The following is a 15,491-nucleotide window of genomic DNA, read 5'->3' as shown; positions in this document are numbered from 1 at the left end:
TCTATCACGCTGAAGAGAAGACAAAGGGCTAAAATCAAGTTCATTTTAGCCCTTTCTCAACAATCTGCAATCCCTTTCACGAATCTGTCACGACTAAACAAAAATGCCTGTGGTAAAATAGGCAAAGATATGCGAAAGGGGTCTTATTTGATATGTGGTTCATCATCATCGGTGTTATCTTCTTTATTGAAAGTATTATTTTAACGGTTGTAGGTATTAAGAAAAAACAATCCATGATGACCTACCTCGGGATTGTCATCATGATTATGACAGTGGGCATGATCATCGTTACCCTCAACCCGCCAAATTCATAAATGATCATTTCCAGCATATACATGGATCATAGGCAGATAGAATCAGTTTTCATTTCTAAACACCTGCACACTTTTCACGTCCTTTTTTGAGATGTTACAATGCAGGCAGTTTCCATTGAAAGGAGTTTTCTATCATGCATTATGGTAGCAAAGGCTGGTATGTCGAAGAATTAAAGAAGCTTGGTGTGACCAAGCATGAAGGAAGAAAGCTTCAAAGCTTTAAAACTTATTTCCTTGCAAATCTTCTTGAGCAAAAGAAAACGAGCTCTTAAATGTTGAAAAGCCGTACATCCATAGCAGATGTACGGCTTTTTTATATGGGCTGAACACGTTTTTCTAAAGATTTTCTGACCACATCTGCTAAGGCATCTACTTCAAGAACTGCTTTCAGCCTGTTTTGATCTACTTGACGGTATTTGACTTCATTGACTTCGTGGACTGTGATGGGATGGGGCGCTTTTTCGACTAACACAAGAGCTTCATCAGGAGAGACCATTCCTTCTTTCAGTACACGCAAATAAAAACCGGTATATCCCGTTTGCTGAACTTCCTTCACAAGCTTCATGTTTCCATGCTTAAGAGAGAGCTTCACACATGGCTGTCTTGGCTGGCTGACCTCAACAATCGCTTCCCCAAACTGAAATACATCACCAATACGGACTTCTGTCTCTACAAGCTGATGCACGGTCACGTTCTCACCGAAAGCTGCCTCCTGTAACGACACCCCTAAAAATTGCTCAAAATAAGTATAGTGATCATATGGAAAGACGCAAACGGCTTTATCATAACCTCCGTGATGAACCAAATCACCTTGTCCGTCTCCACCAAAATTGAGCTGACTCAAATAGACAGGCTCGTGAATACGCTTTTTGTTGATGGCTGTTTTGATTTCTTTACCATTCACATAGGTGGTGATAGGTTGTCCTACTTGAATTCCTTCGATGTCGTACCTTGTCTGCCCCACTCTCGCCATCTCCTTTGATTGTCTGATTGCCTTTTATTTTACATGGTTTGACAGTCAAATCATAGTCGGTACATGAAGGAACGAGGCAGGTTATGGTACGATGAGAAAAAAGGAGAGATGACATTGGTTCATTATCACGCTATTGTAAAAGGACGAGTGCAAGGAGTCGGTTTTCGATATTTTGTTCAAGGAGAAGCCGTCAATCGAGGGATAAAAGGCTGGGTACGCAACACAGATGAGGGTCACGTGGAGTTAAAAGTAGAAGGAGAGCAGCAGGAGGTTTTTGACTTTTTAGAGACCGTCCGTAAAGGCAGTCCTTTTTCAAAAGTCACACATTTGGACATGGAGCCGCTCACCAAGTTCGCCCATTATCAAGACTTTCGGATTAGAGGATAGTTGATGTGTATCCTTTATTTCACAACATTAAATGGGTTTGCAACATAATAACCAATCAAGGTTGTACGTGAAGCATCTTTGTAGAGACTCACATGAACATCATAGTTGGCTGATCCACTGTTAGGAAGTAATAAACGAGTAGGTGCTGCGAAAGCGTTTTGTCCAGAGATAGACCCTTCGTGTGTAAAGACTGGTGTCACTGGGAAAGTAAGTTTTCGAACAGCAGCTGTATAATAAAGTGTTTCATTTGTTGTTGCTGTCATGTTGACGTTGACCTGAGGATGAAGCGAAGTATAAGTTGAACGATCGGTTGTCACCTTTAAAACGATGTCATTCTGAACCATTGCTCCAGTCGTTGCTTTAGCTCTTTCATTTCCTATTGGTAGAAATCCGTTGAAACTGAATACAGCCAAAAATATGAGCAACGTCATTTTTTTCATCTCTATTCCTCCTTTTTGATTTCACCGTCATTAAACCATTATTTTCCAAAATAAACAACATTCAAAAGACTCATTTCATACAAAAAAAACCTAGCTTTTCGCTAGGCTCTTTCCGTCCCGTGGTAGGGTTTTTCCTGATAAAAATAATTCGGTTTCACGATCGTATTGTCATAGTGACGATGGAAGATATGCGTAGCAGCTGGTGATACTGGCGGAATCAGCCATGTCCAGTCGCCAGTCAGCTTGCGGTCAGCCTTTTCTTCCTGTTTTTCAAATTGTTTGAACTGATGGGCAGCTGTATGATGATCCACAATGGTCACCCCTGCTTCCCGGTAAGAATGAAGAACCGCCACATTCAACTCGACAATGGCTTTGTCCTTCCAAAGTGACGAATTTTTTGTTGTATCGAGCCCTAAAATAGAAGCAACTTTTTTCAGCATATTGTAGCGGTTTTCGTCAGCTAGATTTCGTGCGCCAATTTCTGTTCCCATATACCATCCATTAAACGGTGCCGCATTGTAATGAATGCCGCCAATTTCTAATTTCATATCAGCAATAATCGGAACAGCATACCATTTCAGTCCTAAATCACCGAACCCATCATATTCAGGATGAGTGATCTCTACCTCTTGAACGATCTCTTTCGGAAGATCATACAGAACCGGCGGCTGATCTTTTAGCTGAAACATAAGTGGCAGAAGGTCAAAATGCGTGCCTTCGCCTTTCCAGCCATGCGCTTCACACAACTTGGTTAATTCAAGTGATGCCTCGTCCCCAATGATGCCATATTCCGACTCATATCCCGCATAACGAACGAGCTGATGATTATAAATAACGACTTCCTTCTGTCCCTTGTTCTCTGGTGGGAAGATGGTAATGGACGGTTTGATTTTACCCCCATTTGTCGCATACTCAATATGATGAAAGAGTGCCTCTTTCACCTCATCTTCTGTTGTCACGTGCCGGCAGTCATGCACATGCAGTGTTGACCAAAACAAGCGCCCAATGCACCGGTTGCTGTTGCGCCATGCCATTTTTGCCCCGTGAGCTAATTCTTCCTGCGTATGAGTATACATACCGTCAGACTCGATTTCTTTTTTTATTTCATGCAGACGTGCTGCTTTTTCTTCATTTGACTTGCCTAATTCTTCATAGCATACAGAAATAAAAGCTTCTGCTTCATTCCACAACGCTTCTTGGTTACTCAAACATACTCGCCTCACTTTAATACGAATATATCCATTGTAGCGGTTTCTATTGATAAATTCACTTGTTTCAAACCATTTTTTATCATATCGTGCGACGATTGTCCTTAGACAATGGATGAATCAATGACTTCAAGGGTCTTTTGGAGCCAGCGAACATACCCTTTTTCCCTTTCAATTGCTCTTGTCAGCACTAAATAATGCCCGAATTGTATTGAATGCAGTGATTGGGCAGATGGATTTTCTTCTGTTAAAATGTTCAGTTTCTGTTCAAGCATCTCTACTTTCTTTGTTCGCTCCTGCAGCTGATGTGAGAAGAGACCGGCCGCTTCTTTTTGATCCATAGATGAGATAAAGAACGTTTTTAACATAAATTCATCTTTTGTTGTGTCTGGAATCGGGCCTTTTTCCCTTAACCACTGATGCAGTTCTCTTTTTCCTGCATCAGTGATTTGATAAACCTTCTTCTCTAGCTTTTTTCCTTGTATGTGAATATCAAATTCAATAAAACCCTCTTCTGTTAGTCGCTTTAATTCAGGGTATATTTGACTATGCTTCGCACTCCAAAACTGTCCAAGGGAATCTTCAAAGTGTTTCTTCATATCGTATCCCGTCAGCTCACGCTGATCTAGTAAGCCAAGAATGGCATATTTCAGTACTCTCATGACATGCCTCCAACGCATATTCTTTGACAATAGTATACCATACACCCTAAAATAAACATGTAAATCATGACATGTTTGAAACAACATCATTTTAATTGAAAGAAGGAATAAACATGGATCAATTCGTTGGACTTCATATGATTTATACGTATGAAAATGGCTGGGAATATGAGATTTACATTAAAAATGATCACACCATTGATTACCGCATTCATAGCGGAATGGTTGGAGGCCGCTGGGTTCGTGATCAAGAAGTGAATATTGTGAAACTGACAAAAGGGGTATACAAAGTTTCCTGGACGGAACCGACTGGGACAGACGTGTCTTTGAATTTTATGCCTGAGGAAAAACGCATGCATGGCGTCATTTTCTTCCCAAAATGGGTGCATGAACGTCCAGATATCACCGTTTGCTATCAAAATGACTATATCGATCTCATGAAAGAATCCCGTGAAAAATATGAAACCTATCCGAAATATGTCGTACCAGAATTCGCAGACATTACGTACATCCACCATGCTGGGGTAAACGATGAAACGATTATCGCAGAAGCACCGTATGAAGGTTTGACAGATGAGATCAGAGCTGGACGAAAATAGAAAAAGCGGCACGCACTGTGCCGCTTCTAGGGTGGTTGACAAAGGGCTAAAATGAACTTGATTTTAGTCCTTTTTATTTATACCTAACGTCTTTTGAGATAACAAGAATCGGTAAACTGGTAGTTCATCGCCTACTTTTGATGCAATAAAACCTGATGACATATAGCTGTCTTTTGATTCTGGTTCAAGGGCAAGTGACAACAAATTGGTCTCTGGCTGTGCAGTCACATATACCTTTGTTCCTTTTGGCAGTTGACGTTTCTTTTCAACGAGCCTCGTTTCAAGCTGAATATCTGTTTTGCTTGTTTCCACTCGTTTTGTCACCTCATAGGCTTGAACTGGCACTTTCATGCCAACAGGAAGTGTCACACTTTTTAACCCTAAAGTTCTGAGCTTTCTATCTACTCCTTCATGTCCTGGGAGAATAAGATAAGCTGTCGGCCGTTCTCTTGTCAATACAGGAACCGCATCACTTGCACTATGAAAACGTACCGGGACATTGGTGGTTTGTCCTTTCTCAATATCCACCATTTCAAGTGAATCGTTCACAGGCGCCTTGAAAGCATCTTGAATGACTACTTGATCATCATCATTTGGTTGAAGACCTTTTTTCACAAGTTTCAGCCGCTCCGTCACCATTTGCTGCTTCACCTGCTTAGCATGCTTCACTGTTGTCTCAATGATTTTTTCATGAGTGGTGACTTGTGCTGCCACACGCCGAGTAAAGTCCTCTCTGCCAATTCCAATCCCCCTACTTTCTACAAGAAATGATAAAGCTGGTGAAAGCGCCAGGGCATTTCGGCCAATTCGTGCATCGGTTCCGCCTTCATAAAGGTCGATCTTTCCGTCCTTCCCTCTTGTGTTTGTATAATATAAATCGTTGGAAAATCCTTTATTCGTCAATGTTTCACGTACTCCGTTGACGTACAATTCATTTGACGTGAAACGAATGCTTTCAGGAATGTTCAAATTCTTACCGGATAATATCAGCAAATCGTGATACTTGAGAGCACCTATTGCACCGATATCTTCAAACTGCTTTTGACCGACATCATATTCATGGGCATCAATGACGACCTCGGGCGCATAGCGATTAAATTCTTGATGAAGGGCTGTCAGCTCTGGAGATTCTAATGTCATGTGGTCACGGTTGCCATCCATTCCGTTTGCAAGTCTGCGGTCAAATGCATAAGAACCATCTGGGTTGATTCTTGGGACAATGATGACGTTGACATGGCTCAGTATACGCTCTCCTTCATCACCTGCTAGTCGTTTGGCGATGACAAGGGCAGATTCACCGGAGGCTGGTTCATTTCCGTGTATTTGTGCTTGAAGCCAGATCGTTGGCTTTTTTGACAGTGGAGAGATGTGGCGATCCTTTGTAAAATAGAGGGCTGGAATGGACCTGCCTTCAATGGATGTTCCAATCTGTTTCTGCGTGGCGTAAGGACTTTTACTGACAATGTCACGTAAAAAATCTTGAAGCTCTTCTTGTGTGGTAAATGCTTTTCCTTTTTTCTGAAAAGCAGGGGTATCAAACGTTTCGTCAGGCTCAGGATACAGTTTTTGAACCGAGGCTGGCTGCTCATAGCTTTTTCCATAATAAGGGGTCTCTGCATTCGCTGAAGCTGGGGTCACCATCGACAAACTTCCTGCCATGAGGCATACAGCAGCAAAAAGAATGGTACTTTTCTGTTTGGACATGCTATCCTCTCCCTTCGTTGATTTGCATTATAAAGAAAAAAACAGCAAAAGTGTCAGCATTTTTCAAAAATATATCTTTTGGAGGAATCATGCATGTCTTTATATAGGGCAAATGAATGGAGCTTGCCCTGCAATAGGACCTAAAAAAGAGCGCCTGCATGAGCAGCAGACACTCTTCTCATTACCAGATCGAAATGGCCCCAATGAGAACCGCCATCACTGTCATGGCGACAACTGCAAGAACCGCCCATTTCATGCCAAATTTCTGATGCTGATCTAGTGATACCCCAACGAGTCCAACAAGTAAATGAGTCGATGGAACAAGTGGGCTTAACATATGAATCGGCTGACCAATGATAGATGCTCTCGCAATCTCAATTTTATCGACACCGTATGCTGCCGCTGTTTCTGATAGGATCGGCAGTACCCCATAAAAGTATGCATCATTCGGCATAAAGAAAGTGAAGATCCCGCTCGTTAGCGCGACAATGACTGGAATAAACCCGCCAAGCTGCTCTGGAATAGCCGAAACAATCGAAATCGCCATTTCATCAACCATTTTTGTCCCAGTTAAGATGCCTGTAAAAACACCTGCCGCAAAAATCATCGAAGCAATCGCCAAAACATTGGTTGAATGAGCCGCAATCCGCTCACGCTGCTGCTCTAAATTCGGATAGTTCACGATAATGGCAACACAGAAGGCAAGAACAAACAGAACCGTTAAGCTTACTTTTCCAGACACAAGCAAGAGAACCAAAAGCAAAGTCAGTGTCAGGTTAAACCACCAAAGTTTCGGTCGCTTAATATCATCTTGCAGTGCCGCTGCCATTTCATTTGCATGAATCGGCTGTTCGAGCTCAATAACACCAAGACGTTTTCTTTCAGACTTCCCAAGAAAGTATGCCACCACAATCATGCTCAAAACCCCTGCACCAATGACTGGAATCATCGGGCCAAATAAAAGCGATGGATCAACGCCAAGTGCACTTGCCGCTCTGGGTGTTGCCCCTCCCCATGGAATCGTATTCATAATCCCCATGCCGACTCCGGCGATACCCGCTAAAATAATCGGACGAATGCCAAGCAGTGTAAATAGTGGAAGCATGGCTGTTGTTGTAATCATGTACGTTGTGGTTCCATCACCGTCAAGTGCGACAAGCATCGTCAGGACGGCTGTTCCGACAACAATTTTTAATGGATCGCCTTTGACGATCTTTAAAATTTTCGCCACCATTGGATCGAATAAACCTGCATCAATCATAATCCCGAAGTACAAAATGGCAAACATGATCATGACCGCCGTTGGTGCAACTTGCTGTACACCTTTGACAATCATGTCTGAAATTTCTGTAAAATGAAAACCCGCAATAAGAGCAAATGCAATCGGTGTTAATACCAATGCCGTTAGAACAGACATACGTTTCGTCATAATTAAAACCATAAATACAATCATCATAAGAAATCCTAAGATCGCTAACATTTCGTTCACCCCTTATGTTGTATACGCTTTCATTAAATGTTGGTATCCCATTTCCAACCCTTTCTGTCATGATATCTGACGTCTGAATTGAAGTAAATATTATGAATTTTAATTCTTTTTTGGTCGATAAATGCTTTTTGTTCATTTTGTGCAATCGTTGTTGTTTGTTGGTTACATGAAAAAAAGCGGTCTCATTTGACCGCTTGTTCTCCTTGTATAAATTGCTCATATTGCCTTAATTGATCTTCCATAAAGACCTTTGCTTCTTTACTATTCATATAACGGCCTGTCCAGCCTTTTTGTTTTAACTGCTTTTTCCATGACTTCGTTTGCGTCATTTTTTGAAGAAGCTGATCCCATGCTCGAATGTCGTGCTGATTCATTTGCTTTGGTCCCATCACACCACGCCAATGAGAGAAGATAAGCGGAATCCCTTGTTCTTTCCAAGTGGGCACGTCTTTGAATCCTTCTAAACGCTGATTCGTTGTGGTCGCAACGAGCTTCAATCTTTTCTTTTCATAATCATGGCGAACCTCTGTAATGGTCGTAGTCGCCGCATCTACCTCATGGTCAATGAGTGCTTGAAATAAATCATCTGCACTGTCAAATTTTAAAAACTGAATGCGGTACGGATCTATCCCTGCCATTTCGGCAGCCCGTGCGAATGAGATTTGATCATCATTTCCAAAGTCCGGGGCAAACCCAATTTTTAAGGAATCCGGTTTCTTTTTTAGTGCGTGTAATAGCTCTTTTCCATTTGAGAAAGGAGAATCAACTGGCACTGCGACTACCTGCCACTCTTCCGCAAGAATAGCAAGCGGGGTGACATCATTCATGGTCACGTTACTGCTGCCCAGCAAATTACGGCTTAATAATAAGCTTGAATTTAAACTGATATAATTGGCATCTCGCTCCATCATATAGGTCCAGCCTTTATCAACCGTTCCGCCTCTTTGATAAAGAATATGCACAGGCTCTTCCACTAGCTTTTCTTGTTCTAACACGGTTTTCATCACTTGAGCCGTTTGGTCAAATCCGCCGTCAGGTACACCTGATACCACAATGTATAATGGGCTGTGCTCCAGGAAAGAATCTTTTGCTGTTTTTTCATTAAAGGTGAGCGTTGTACAAAGACAGACCAAAATGAGTAAGAGTATTCCTTTTTTCATTTTTATGACTCCGTTTGTTTTTTGGCGGGATAATATTTTCGTTCTGGTCTACCAATGATTCCATACGCCAGCTCTGCCCGGCATTCTCCCGTTGTCACAAGATACTCTACGTATCGTCTTGCTGTTGTACGTGATGCGCCCATTTTTTCTCCGAGTTCTTCCGCTGTAATTCCGTTCATCTCTGCTGCCATGAATGTTTTCACTTTGTCCAAAGTCAATGAATTAATGCCTGTTGGCAAGTCTCGCTCATCCTTTTGTTGCGATTCTTCCTGTATTTGACCAAAAAACAGATCAATCATCGTTTGATTGACTTCATCTTTTGAATTGATTAACTCTCTCTTCTCTTTATATTCGGTTAAAACCTGCGTGAATTTTTGGGCGGTCACTGGTTTGATTAAATAATGAACCACTCCATAATGCAGTGCGTCTCTTAACAGCATCGTTTCCGTTGCAGCCGTGATAATGATCACATCCACTTCAGGATGGCGCTCTCTTAACAGCGGCAAAAGGTTCGTGCCGAGCTCATCAGGCATGTAGACATCAAGTAAAATGAGATCCGCTTGTTCTTTTTGAAGTGCCTCCCACAGATCCTTTGCACTCTTTGCCTTGCCGGCAATTTGAAAGCCTTGTACCTTTTGTATATAAGATTCATGAATCGCAGCGATTCGAAAATCGTCCTCCGCAATGAGTACCTTGATCACAACCTATTCCCCCTTTGTGCCTTTCGGTATGTAAACAGTGAAGATGGCACCGCCTTCTTTTTGGTTCGCAACTTCAATCCAGCCCCCAAGTTCATCTAGCACTTCTTTGACATTGGCAAGTCCATAACCTCGCCCTTCTCCCTTTGATGAATGTCCTCTTGTGAAAAGTTGTGAAATGGCTCCTTCATCTACACCGTCCCCTGAATCAGATACCTCTATGATAGTATCAAATCCAATATCTGTGATGAACAAGCTGACTTCTCTTTTCTCTTTATTCAATACAGCCTCAAACGCATTGTCTACGAGATTGCCAATGATGGTAATAAAGTGAGATAAACTTAAATGGGCTGGGAGCGGCTCCAATGAACTATTTTCATCAATGTGAAAATGAACCTTTTTCTCGGATGCCTTTCCTAACTTCCCAAGTAAAATGGCTTGTATCTTCGGAGAGCGAATTTGTTTCATAAGTAAATCATGCTGGCGATTTTGAAGTGTATACTCTTCTTTAATTAACTCAATGGCTTCATCCACTTGTTTCAACTCAAGCAAGCCTAAAATAGCGTACAGCTTATTCGAAAATTCGTGTGTTTGTGCTCTAAGGTCTTCTGAATATTGACTGACCTCTGTCAATGTATCCAGCAGCTTTGTCAGCTCGGTTTTCTCCCTGAAGCTCACAATTCCTCCAAATACTCGATTGTCCTGCACCACTTTTTTGACATTTAGCACGAAGGTTTTATCATTGACGACTGATTCTATGTTAGGTTCAATCGTCTCTACCTTTAGATAGGAAAGAAGATTGGCATTTGGCAACACTTGATCAATATGAAGAGGCAGCGTTGAAGAGACGCGTAGCATCTGTTCAGCTGACGTATTCATCATCGTAATGGCACCTTTACGGTCAAATGCAATGATTCCCTCTTTAATCGCATGCAGCATCGCTTCTCTTTCTCGATATAATGAAGCAATTTCATGCGGTTCAAGCCCTAATATATCTTTTCGAATACTCCTTGTTAAAAAAATCGCTCCAAAAACCCCAGGCAAGAGCACAAGAAGGGCAATATAACTTAATTTGAAGAGTTGATGAGCTGTCGCTTGATCGATATCTCTTTTTAAAAATTCGACACTGACTGTCCCAATAATTTCTTCATGACTGCCTGTTTCTTTCATGATCGGAGCACTTCCTCTGACAACGGTTTCACCATCAGAATCACCCATTGATATGGAAGTTCCTCCAAATAGCAGTGTACTTCTTCCTTCCGACACACTGATGGTTTTCCCTACATCCTCATGATTCGTATGAAAAAGAACCTTTCCTTTTTGATTGGTGATAAAAATGGCATGTGCTCTTACTTGCTCCTTCATTTGTTCAAGCACAGCCTGTTCTTCATTTTGCGAATCTCCCGTGGCCACCGATGTTTTAATGGGCGGCATATAAGATATCGTTCTAGCAGTTTGCACCGCCAGCTGTTCAGCTTGGCTCTGCCTTTCTGATGTCTGCAAAAAACCAAAACAAATGGTCAATAAGGCAATAACAACAAGTAAAAGACCAATAATTAACCCCAAAATTTTTGTTTGTAAAGTGACTTTCCTTTTGCCCATCCTCACCGCCACAACCCCTAATTCAGTAGATTCACCCGAATAGACTCTAAGAAAATCATATCATTTTTTCTCATGAAGTTAAGAGAAAATTCACATAGATAAAAAAAGGATGACTCAGTATTGAGTCATCCCTGTGTGCCTATTACGTGATGGATAAACCAGCACTCGCATAGCCTGCTACAGTATTCACTAAGGAAAGACCAGTAGCTGTTGCCGAGAATACGACAAGCAATCTTGTTTCTGGTGTGACTGGTACACTTAAACCAGTAGCGATACCGTTTGTAATAGCCCCTATCGTTAAAATACCGGTTAATGCCGGTGCCAATGTAACGCTCGCTACTTGCGTGAAGCTGTTATCTGGTGTTGGTGAAGCAAACAGACTAGCCGTCACAGTAATATTTGTGCCAACTAGAGAAAGGGCTGCTGTCGTACTAAAATAGCCCGCAAATGACGTAATGGTTCCTGCTCTCGGAACGGAGAATGCCATGTTTAACAATGTTCCTGCTGCTCCGGTTAAATCAATGATTCCGCCTACAATACTGACACCAGTGGCTGAGTTACCGAATCCTACCAAGCTAGATGTCCCGACCAAACCGCCAGCGATGGTTGTTAAAGCGACAGGTAAACCTGATGCAAATGGGATAATCGCACTCGATCCTGTTGCTCCTGTGGCTCCCGTTGCACCGGTTGCTCCCGTGGCGCCTGTTCCTGTAGCCCCTGTTGCACCCGTATCTCCTGTGACTCCTGTGGCGCCTGTGACTCCGGTTGCTCCTGTTGGACCTGTATCTCCGGTGGCACCGGTTGCTCCCGTGGCGCCTGTCACACCTGCGGCTGCCAATAACGTATAATCTGGAGACGTATCTGGTGTGCCGGTTGGTGGTGCTGTATTTACGACATAAGTTCCACCTTCATATGTCACCACTTGACCTACTGTATAGGTTGGAGCTGTTGCTGGGTCAAATGCCAAAATACCTGCTAACCCTACTCCGGTTGCTCCGGTATCTCCCGTTGTACCTGTGGCTCCGGTTACTCCAGTCGCTCCCGTATCTCCTGTTGCTCCTGTTGCTCCGGTTACTCCGGTCGCTCCCGTGTCTCCGGTTGCACCTGTGGCTCCGGTTACTCCAGTCGCTCCCGTATCTCCTGTTGCTCCTGTTGCTCCGGTTACTCCAGTCGCTCCCGTATCTCCCGTGGCGCCTGTTGCTCCGGTTACTCCGGTCGCTCCCGTATCTCCCGTGGCGCCTGTGGCTCCTGTTACTCCAGTCGCTCCCGTATCTCCTGTTGCTCCTGTTGCTCCGGTTACTCCGGTCGCTCCCGTATCTCCCGTGGCGCCTGTCACACCTGCGGCTGCCAATAACGTATAATCTGGAGACGTATCTGGTGTGCCGGTTGGTGGTGCTGTATTTACGACATAAGTTCCACCTTCATATGTCACCACTTGACCTACTGTATAGGTTGGAGCTGTTGCTGGGTCAAATGCCAAAATACCTGCTAACCCTACTCCGGTTGCTCCGGTATCTCCCGTTGCACCTGTGGCTCCGGTTACTCCGGTCGCTCCCGTATCTCCCGTGGCGCCTGTGGCTCCGGTTACTCCAGTCGCTCCCGTATCTCCTGTTGCACCTGTAGCTCCGGTTACTCCGGTCGCTCCCGTATCTCCCGTGGCGCCTGTGGCTCCGGTTACTCCAGTCGCTCCCGTATCTCCTGTTGCACCTGTAGCTCCGGTTACTCCAGTCGCTCCCGTATCTCCTGTTGCTCCTGTGGCTCCGGTTACTCCAGTCGCTCCCGTATCTCCTGTTGCTCCTGTGGCTCCGGTTACTCCGGTCGCTCCCGTATCTCCCGTTGCTCCTGTTGCTCCGGTTACTCCAGTCGCTCCTGTATCTCCCGTTGCACCCGTGGCTCCGGTTACTCCGGTCGCTCCCGTATCTCCTGTGGCTCCCGTATCTCCTGTGGCTCCTGTTATTCCAGTCGCTCCCGTATCTCCCGTTGCACCCGTGGCTCCGATTGCTCCTGTAGCACCGGTGGCTCCTGTATCTCCTGTAGCACCGGTCGCTCCGGTTCCTGTTGCTCCTGTGGCACCCGTATCTCCTGTGGCTCCTGTAGCACCGGTGGCTCCTGTATCTCCTGTAGCACCGGTCGCTCCGGTTCCTGTTGCTCCCGTGGCACCCGTATCTCCTGTGGCTCCTGTCGCTCCGGTTGCGCCGGTATCTCCAGTAGCGCCGGTCGCTCCGGTTCCTGTTGCTCCCGTGGCGCCCGTATCTCCGGTGGCTCCTGTCGCTCCAGTTGCGCCGGTATCTCCAGTAGCGCCGGTCGCTCCGGTTCCTGTTGCTCCCGTGGCGCCCGTATCTCCGGTGGCTCCTGTAGCACCGGTGGCTCCTGTATCTCCTGTAGCACCGGTAGCTCCGGTTCCTGTTGCTCCTGTGGCACCCGTGGCGCCCGTATCTCCCGCAGCTGCTAACAATGTATAATCTGGAGACGTACCTGGCGTACCTGTTGGTGAAGCTGTATTCGCCACATACGTACTTCCATCAAATGTCACCACTTGACCTTCTGGATAGGTTGGGGCATCCGCTGGATCAAATGCCACGATACCGGTTAAGCCTACACCGGTGGCACCCGTGGCGCCCGTTGCGCCCGTTGCTCCTGCTGGACCCGCAGGGCCTACTGGACCCGCCGGACCTGCTGGGCCTCTTCTTCCTCTTCCCCCTGGCGGTCCTTGAATGACACACACACAAGGATCTTTTCCGCAGCATGGATTTTTTACTGGTTTCCTTGGTTTGTCTGATTTACCTTTCTTACAACTATCACATTCCCAGCCATCATCCTTATACGCATCATACCAGCTTCCTTTTTGGTAGTGGTCTGTCGAATGAGTTGGGTATATCTTTCCGCATTGTCTACATTTTCTCATAGAATCACCCCAATCCATCGTATTCATCATGATCGATAAAGGTGTATGTACAATTTTATTTTTATCAAAAAATTTGAAAGTCCTTGCACTCTACGTGCAAGGCCCTCTCTCCATCGTTAAAATGTCATCGTCATTTTTAAATCTTTTCCTACCATACTATATTCAATATCCGCTGGACGGATCGCCTTTTTTAGTTTTTTCACACCTTCTCCTTCAAAAAAAGTAGGTGCATCTTTCCCTCCAATCAACAAAGGTGCCATATAGATAACAGCTTCGTTCACAAGTGATGCTTCTAAAAATGACGCACTCACACTGCCCCCTGCCTCTACAAGCACTGACATCACAGAGCGCTTCTTCAACATGTGTAACACATCCTGAAGATCTGTCCGGTGTTCTCCGCTTGTGACAAATACTTGATGACCTTTTTGTATCAACTGTTGATACTTTTGATGATCATAATCTTGTGATGTACAAATTATGGTTTCTGCCCTATGATCTGTTAAGCATTTGGCATGAAGCGGTATCCTTAATGTTGAATCTAAAATGACACGAATGGGCTGATGGTTGAATGAATCCTTTACAATTAAGCCGGCATCATCTTGAATAATCGTTTCCACTCCTGTCAGCACCGCATCTGCTTCTTGACGTAAGCGCTGCACTTCTGTTCTCGCCTCTATTCCTGTGATCCATTTGCTTTCTTGATCAGCCGTGGCAATTTTCCCATCTATCGAAATAGCTGATTTTAAGATGACATAAGGAAGGTTTGTTTGCATCAAATGAAAAAAAGGAGCATTTAAACGATCTGCTTCCTGTTTACATATCCCTTGCTCCACTTCAATTCCAGCCTTTTTCAAAAAAGCAATTCCTTTACCTGCAACAACCGGATTCGGATCTTGGGTGGCAATCAGCACTTTCTTCACTCCACTTTTGATGATCGCTTCGGTGCAAGGGCCTGTTTTTCCGTGATGTGTACAAGGTTCGAGTGTCACATACATGTCAGCTCCCTTCGCCTTTTCTCCTGCCATTCGCAGTGCATGAATTTCAGCATGAGGCTCGCCAGCCTTCATGTGCGCACCAATCCCAACAATCTCACCGCTCTGAACAATCACTGCACCAACAAGCGGATTGGGTGAGGTTTGTCCTTTCATCGCCTTCGCGTTGGCAATCGCCAGCTTCATATAAAAAACATCGTCTTTCATCTCGGGCTCCTTTCTTCTCTCAAGGGAAAGAACTCCTTCAGAAAATGAAGGAGTTCTATTCTCATGTGCTATACTTTCTCAAGCCGTTTCTTTTCAGATCGATCATAGTAAGGCAAGGAATAAAACAGTTTATATGATGCTCGTTGTTTAC

General features: G+C 44.4%; 15 protein-coding genes. 4 read left to right on the top strand and 11 right to left on the bottom strand.

Annotation, left to right across the window (positions count from 1 at the left end):
* Positions 1-152: 152 nt before the first annotated feature.
* Entirely contained in the window at positions 153-314 is a 162-nt protein-coding gene (locus ACNO7B_RS03725) for a hypothetical protein (protein ID WP_008341770.1), read from the top strand.
* A gap of 134 nt (positions 315-448) precedes the next feature.
* Complete coding sequence (locus ACNO7B_RS03720) at positions 449-586, top strand: YflJ family protein (protein ID WP_008341771.1); 138 nt, start codon at positions 449-451, stop codon at positions 584-586.
* Between the two features lie 41 nt (positions 587-627).
* Here the strand turns inward: ACNO7B_RS03720 and ACNO7B_RS03715 are convergent, their stop codons facing one another.
* Positions 628-1,278 carry an MOSC domain-containing protein gene (locus ACNO7B_RS03715; RefSeq protein ID WP_417901204.1) on the bottom strand — a complete coding sequence of 217 codons (651 nt, stop codon included), beginning with the start codon at positions 1,276-1,278 and terminating at the stop codon, positions 628-630.
* 123 nt (positions 1,279-1,401) lie between these two features.
* Here ACNO7B_RS03715 and ACNO7B_RS03710 point away from each other — a divergent pair, with 123 nt between their 5' ends.
* Positions 1,402-1,674 carry an acylphosphatase gene (locus tag ACNO7B_RS03710; protein WP_039962563.1) on the top strand — a complete coding sequence of 91 codons (273 nt, stop codon included), beginning with the start codon at positions 1,402-1,404 and terminating at the stop codon, positions 1,672-1,674.
* 14 nt (positions 1,675-1,688) lie between these two features.
* Here ACNO7B_RS03710 and ACNO7B_RS03705 read toward each other — a convergent pair whose 3' ends face one another.
* From ACNO7B_RS03705 to ACNO7B_RS03695, 3 genes are all read right to left on the bottom strand, one after another.
* A complete protein-coding gene (locus ACNO7B_RS03705) occupies positions 1,689-2,114 on the bottom strand; it encodes a hypothetical protein (protein WP_417901203.1) in 426 nt (141 codons plus the stop codon).
* A gap of 101 nt (positions 2,115-2,215) precedes the next feature.
* Positions 2,216-3,322, bottom strand: coding sequence for a nitric oxide synthase oxygenase (locus ACNO7B_RS03700; protein WP_417901202.1), 1,107 nt, complete (start codon positions 3,320-3,322; stop codon positions 2,216-2,218).
* A gap of 104 nt (positions 3,323-3,426) precedes the next feature.
* Positions 3,427-3,984, bottom strand: a complete 558-nt coding sequence (locus ACNO7B_RS03695) for a PadR family transcriptional regulator (RefSeq protein ID WP_417901201.1) — start codon at positions 3,982-3,984, stop codon at positions 3,427-3,429.
* A 113-nt stretch (positions 3,985-4,097) separates the two neighbouring features.
* On the opposite strand from ACNO7B_RS03695, the gene ACNO7B_RS03690 reads away from it, so the two are divergent.
* Positions 4,098-4,583 carry a phenolic acid decarboxylase gene (locus ACNO7B_RS03690; protein WP_025206914.1) on the top strand — a complete coding sequence of 162 codons (486 nt, stop codon included), beginning with the start codon at positions 4,098-4,100 and terminating at the stop codon, positions 4,581-4,583.
* A 63-nt stretch (positions 4,584-4,646) separates the two neighbouring features.
* On the opposite strand, the gene ACNO7B_RS03685 is transcribed toward ACNO7B_RS03690, so the two are convergent.
* The 7 genes from ACNO7B_RS03685 to ribD form a co-directional block, all read right to left on the bottom strand.
* The gene (locus ACNO7B_RS03685) at positions 4,647-6,287 is read right to left on the bottom strand and encodes a M14 family metallopeptidase (RefSeq protein WP_052321029.1); all 1,641 of its coding nucleotides are present in this window, start codon (positions 6,285-6,287) and stop codon (positions 4,647-4,649) included.
* Between the two features lie 181 nt (positions 6,288-6,468).
* A complete protein-coding gene (locus ACNO7B_RS03680; protein ID WP_008341779.1) occupies positions 6,469-7,767 on the bottom strand; it encodes a citrate:proton symporter in 1,299 nt (432 codons plus the stop codon).
* 191 nt (positions 7,768-7,958) lie between these two features.
* On the bottom strand, positions 7,959-8,936 hold the full coding sequence (locus ACNO7B_RS03675) for a tripartite tricarboxylate transporter substrate-binding protein (protein ID WP_065459987.1): 978 nt from the start codon (positions 8,934-8,936) through the stop codon (positions 7,959-7,961).
* Positions 8,937-8,938: 2 nt separating this feature from the next.
* The gene (locus ACNO7B_RS03670; RefSeq protein ID WP_035703640.1) at positions 8,939-9,637 is read right to left on the bottom strand and encodes a response regulator; all 699 of its coding nucleotides are present in this window, start codon (positions 9,635-9,637) and stop codon (positions 8,939-8,941) included.
* Between the two features lie 3 nt (positions 9,638-9,640).
* Positions 9,641-11,236 (bottom strand): ATP-binding protein, encoded by a 1,596-nt coding sequence (locus ACNO7B_RS03665; RefSeq protein ID WP_417901200.1) that lies wholly within the window; start codon positions 11,234-11,236, stop codon positions 9,641-9,643.
* A gap of 142 nt (positions 11,237-11,378) precedes the next feature.
* On the bottom strand, positions 11,379-14,141 hold the full coding sequence (locus tag ACNO7B_RS03660; protein WP_417901199.1) for an exosporium glycoprotein BclB-related protein: 2,763 nt from the start codon (positions 14,139-14,141) through the stop codon (positions 11,379-11,381).
* Between the two features lie 116 nt (positions 14,142-14,257).
* Positions 14,258-15,340, bottom strand: a complete 1,083-nt coding sequence (ribD, locus tag ACNO7B_RS03655; protein ID WP_065459983.1) for a bifunctional diaminohydroxyphosphoribosylaminopyrimidine deaminase/5-amino-6-(5-phosphoribosylamino)uracil reductase RibD — start codon at positions 15,338-15,340, stop codon at positions 14,258-14,260.
* Between the last annotated feature and the right edge of the window lie 151 nt (positions 15,341-15,491).

Source organism: Bacillus sp. AK25 (assembly GCF_048270685.1).
GTDB lineage: Bacteria > Bacillota > Bacilli > Bacillales > Bacillaceae > Bacillus > Bacillus altitudinis.
The sequence above is the reverse complement of the archived record's forward strand: the minus strand, read 5'-3'. Positions and strand labels throughout refer to the sequence as shown.

What these genes read in the sequence shown, in the direction of transcription:
- ribD (WP_065459983.1), bottom strand. Translation starts at nt 15,340, where the DNA reads ATGAAAGACGATGTTTTTTATATGAAGCTGGCGATTGCCAACGCGAAG.
- ACNO7B_RS03660 (WP_417901199.1), bottom strand. Translation starts at nt 14,141, where the DNA reads ATGAGAAAATGTAGACAATGCGGAAAGATATACCCAACTCATTCGACA.
- ACNO7B_RS03695 (WP_417901201.1), bottom strand. Translation starts at nt 3,984, where the DNA reads ATGAGAGTACTGAAATATGCCATTCTTGGCTTACTAGATCAGCGTGAG.
- ACNO7B_RS03725 (WP_008341770.1), top strand. Translation starts at nt 153, where the DNA reads ATGTGGTTCATCATCATCGGTGTTATCTTCTTTATTGAAAGTATTATT.
- ACNO7B_RS03705 (WP_417901203.1), bottom strand. Translation starts at nt 2,114, where the DNA reads ATGAAAAAAATGACGTTGCTCATATTTTTGGCTGTATTCAGTTTCAAC.
- ACNO7B_RS03680 (WP_008341779.1), bottom strand. Translation starts at nt 7,767, where the DNA reads ATGTTAGCGATCTTAGGATTTCTTATGATGATTGTATTTATGGTTTTA.
- ACNO7B_RS03690 (WP_025206914.1), top strand. Translation starts at nt 4,098, where the DNA reads ATGGATCAATTCGTTGGACTTCATATGATTTATACGTATGAAAATGGC.
- ACNO7B_RS03685 (WP_052321029.1), bottom strand. Translation starts at nt 6,287, where the DNA reads ATGTCCAAACAGAAAAGTACCATTCTTTTTGCTGCTGTATGCCTCATG.
- ACNO7B_RS03675 (WP_065459987.1), bottom strand. Translation starts at nt 8,936, where the DNA reads ATGAAAAAAGGAATACTCTTACTCATTTTGGTCTGTCTTTGTACAACG.
- ACNO7B_RS03720 (WP_008341771.1), top strand. Translation starts at nt 449, where the DNA reads ATGCATTATGGTAGCAAAGGCTGGTATGTCGAAGAATTAAAGAAGCTT.
- ACNO7B_RS03665 (WP_417901200.1), bottom strand. Translation starts at nt 11,236, where the DNA reads ATGGGCAAAAGGAAAGTCACTTTACAAACAAAAATTTTGGGGTTAATT.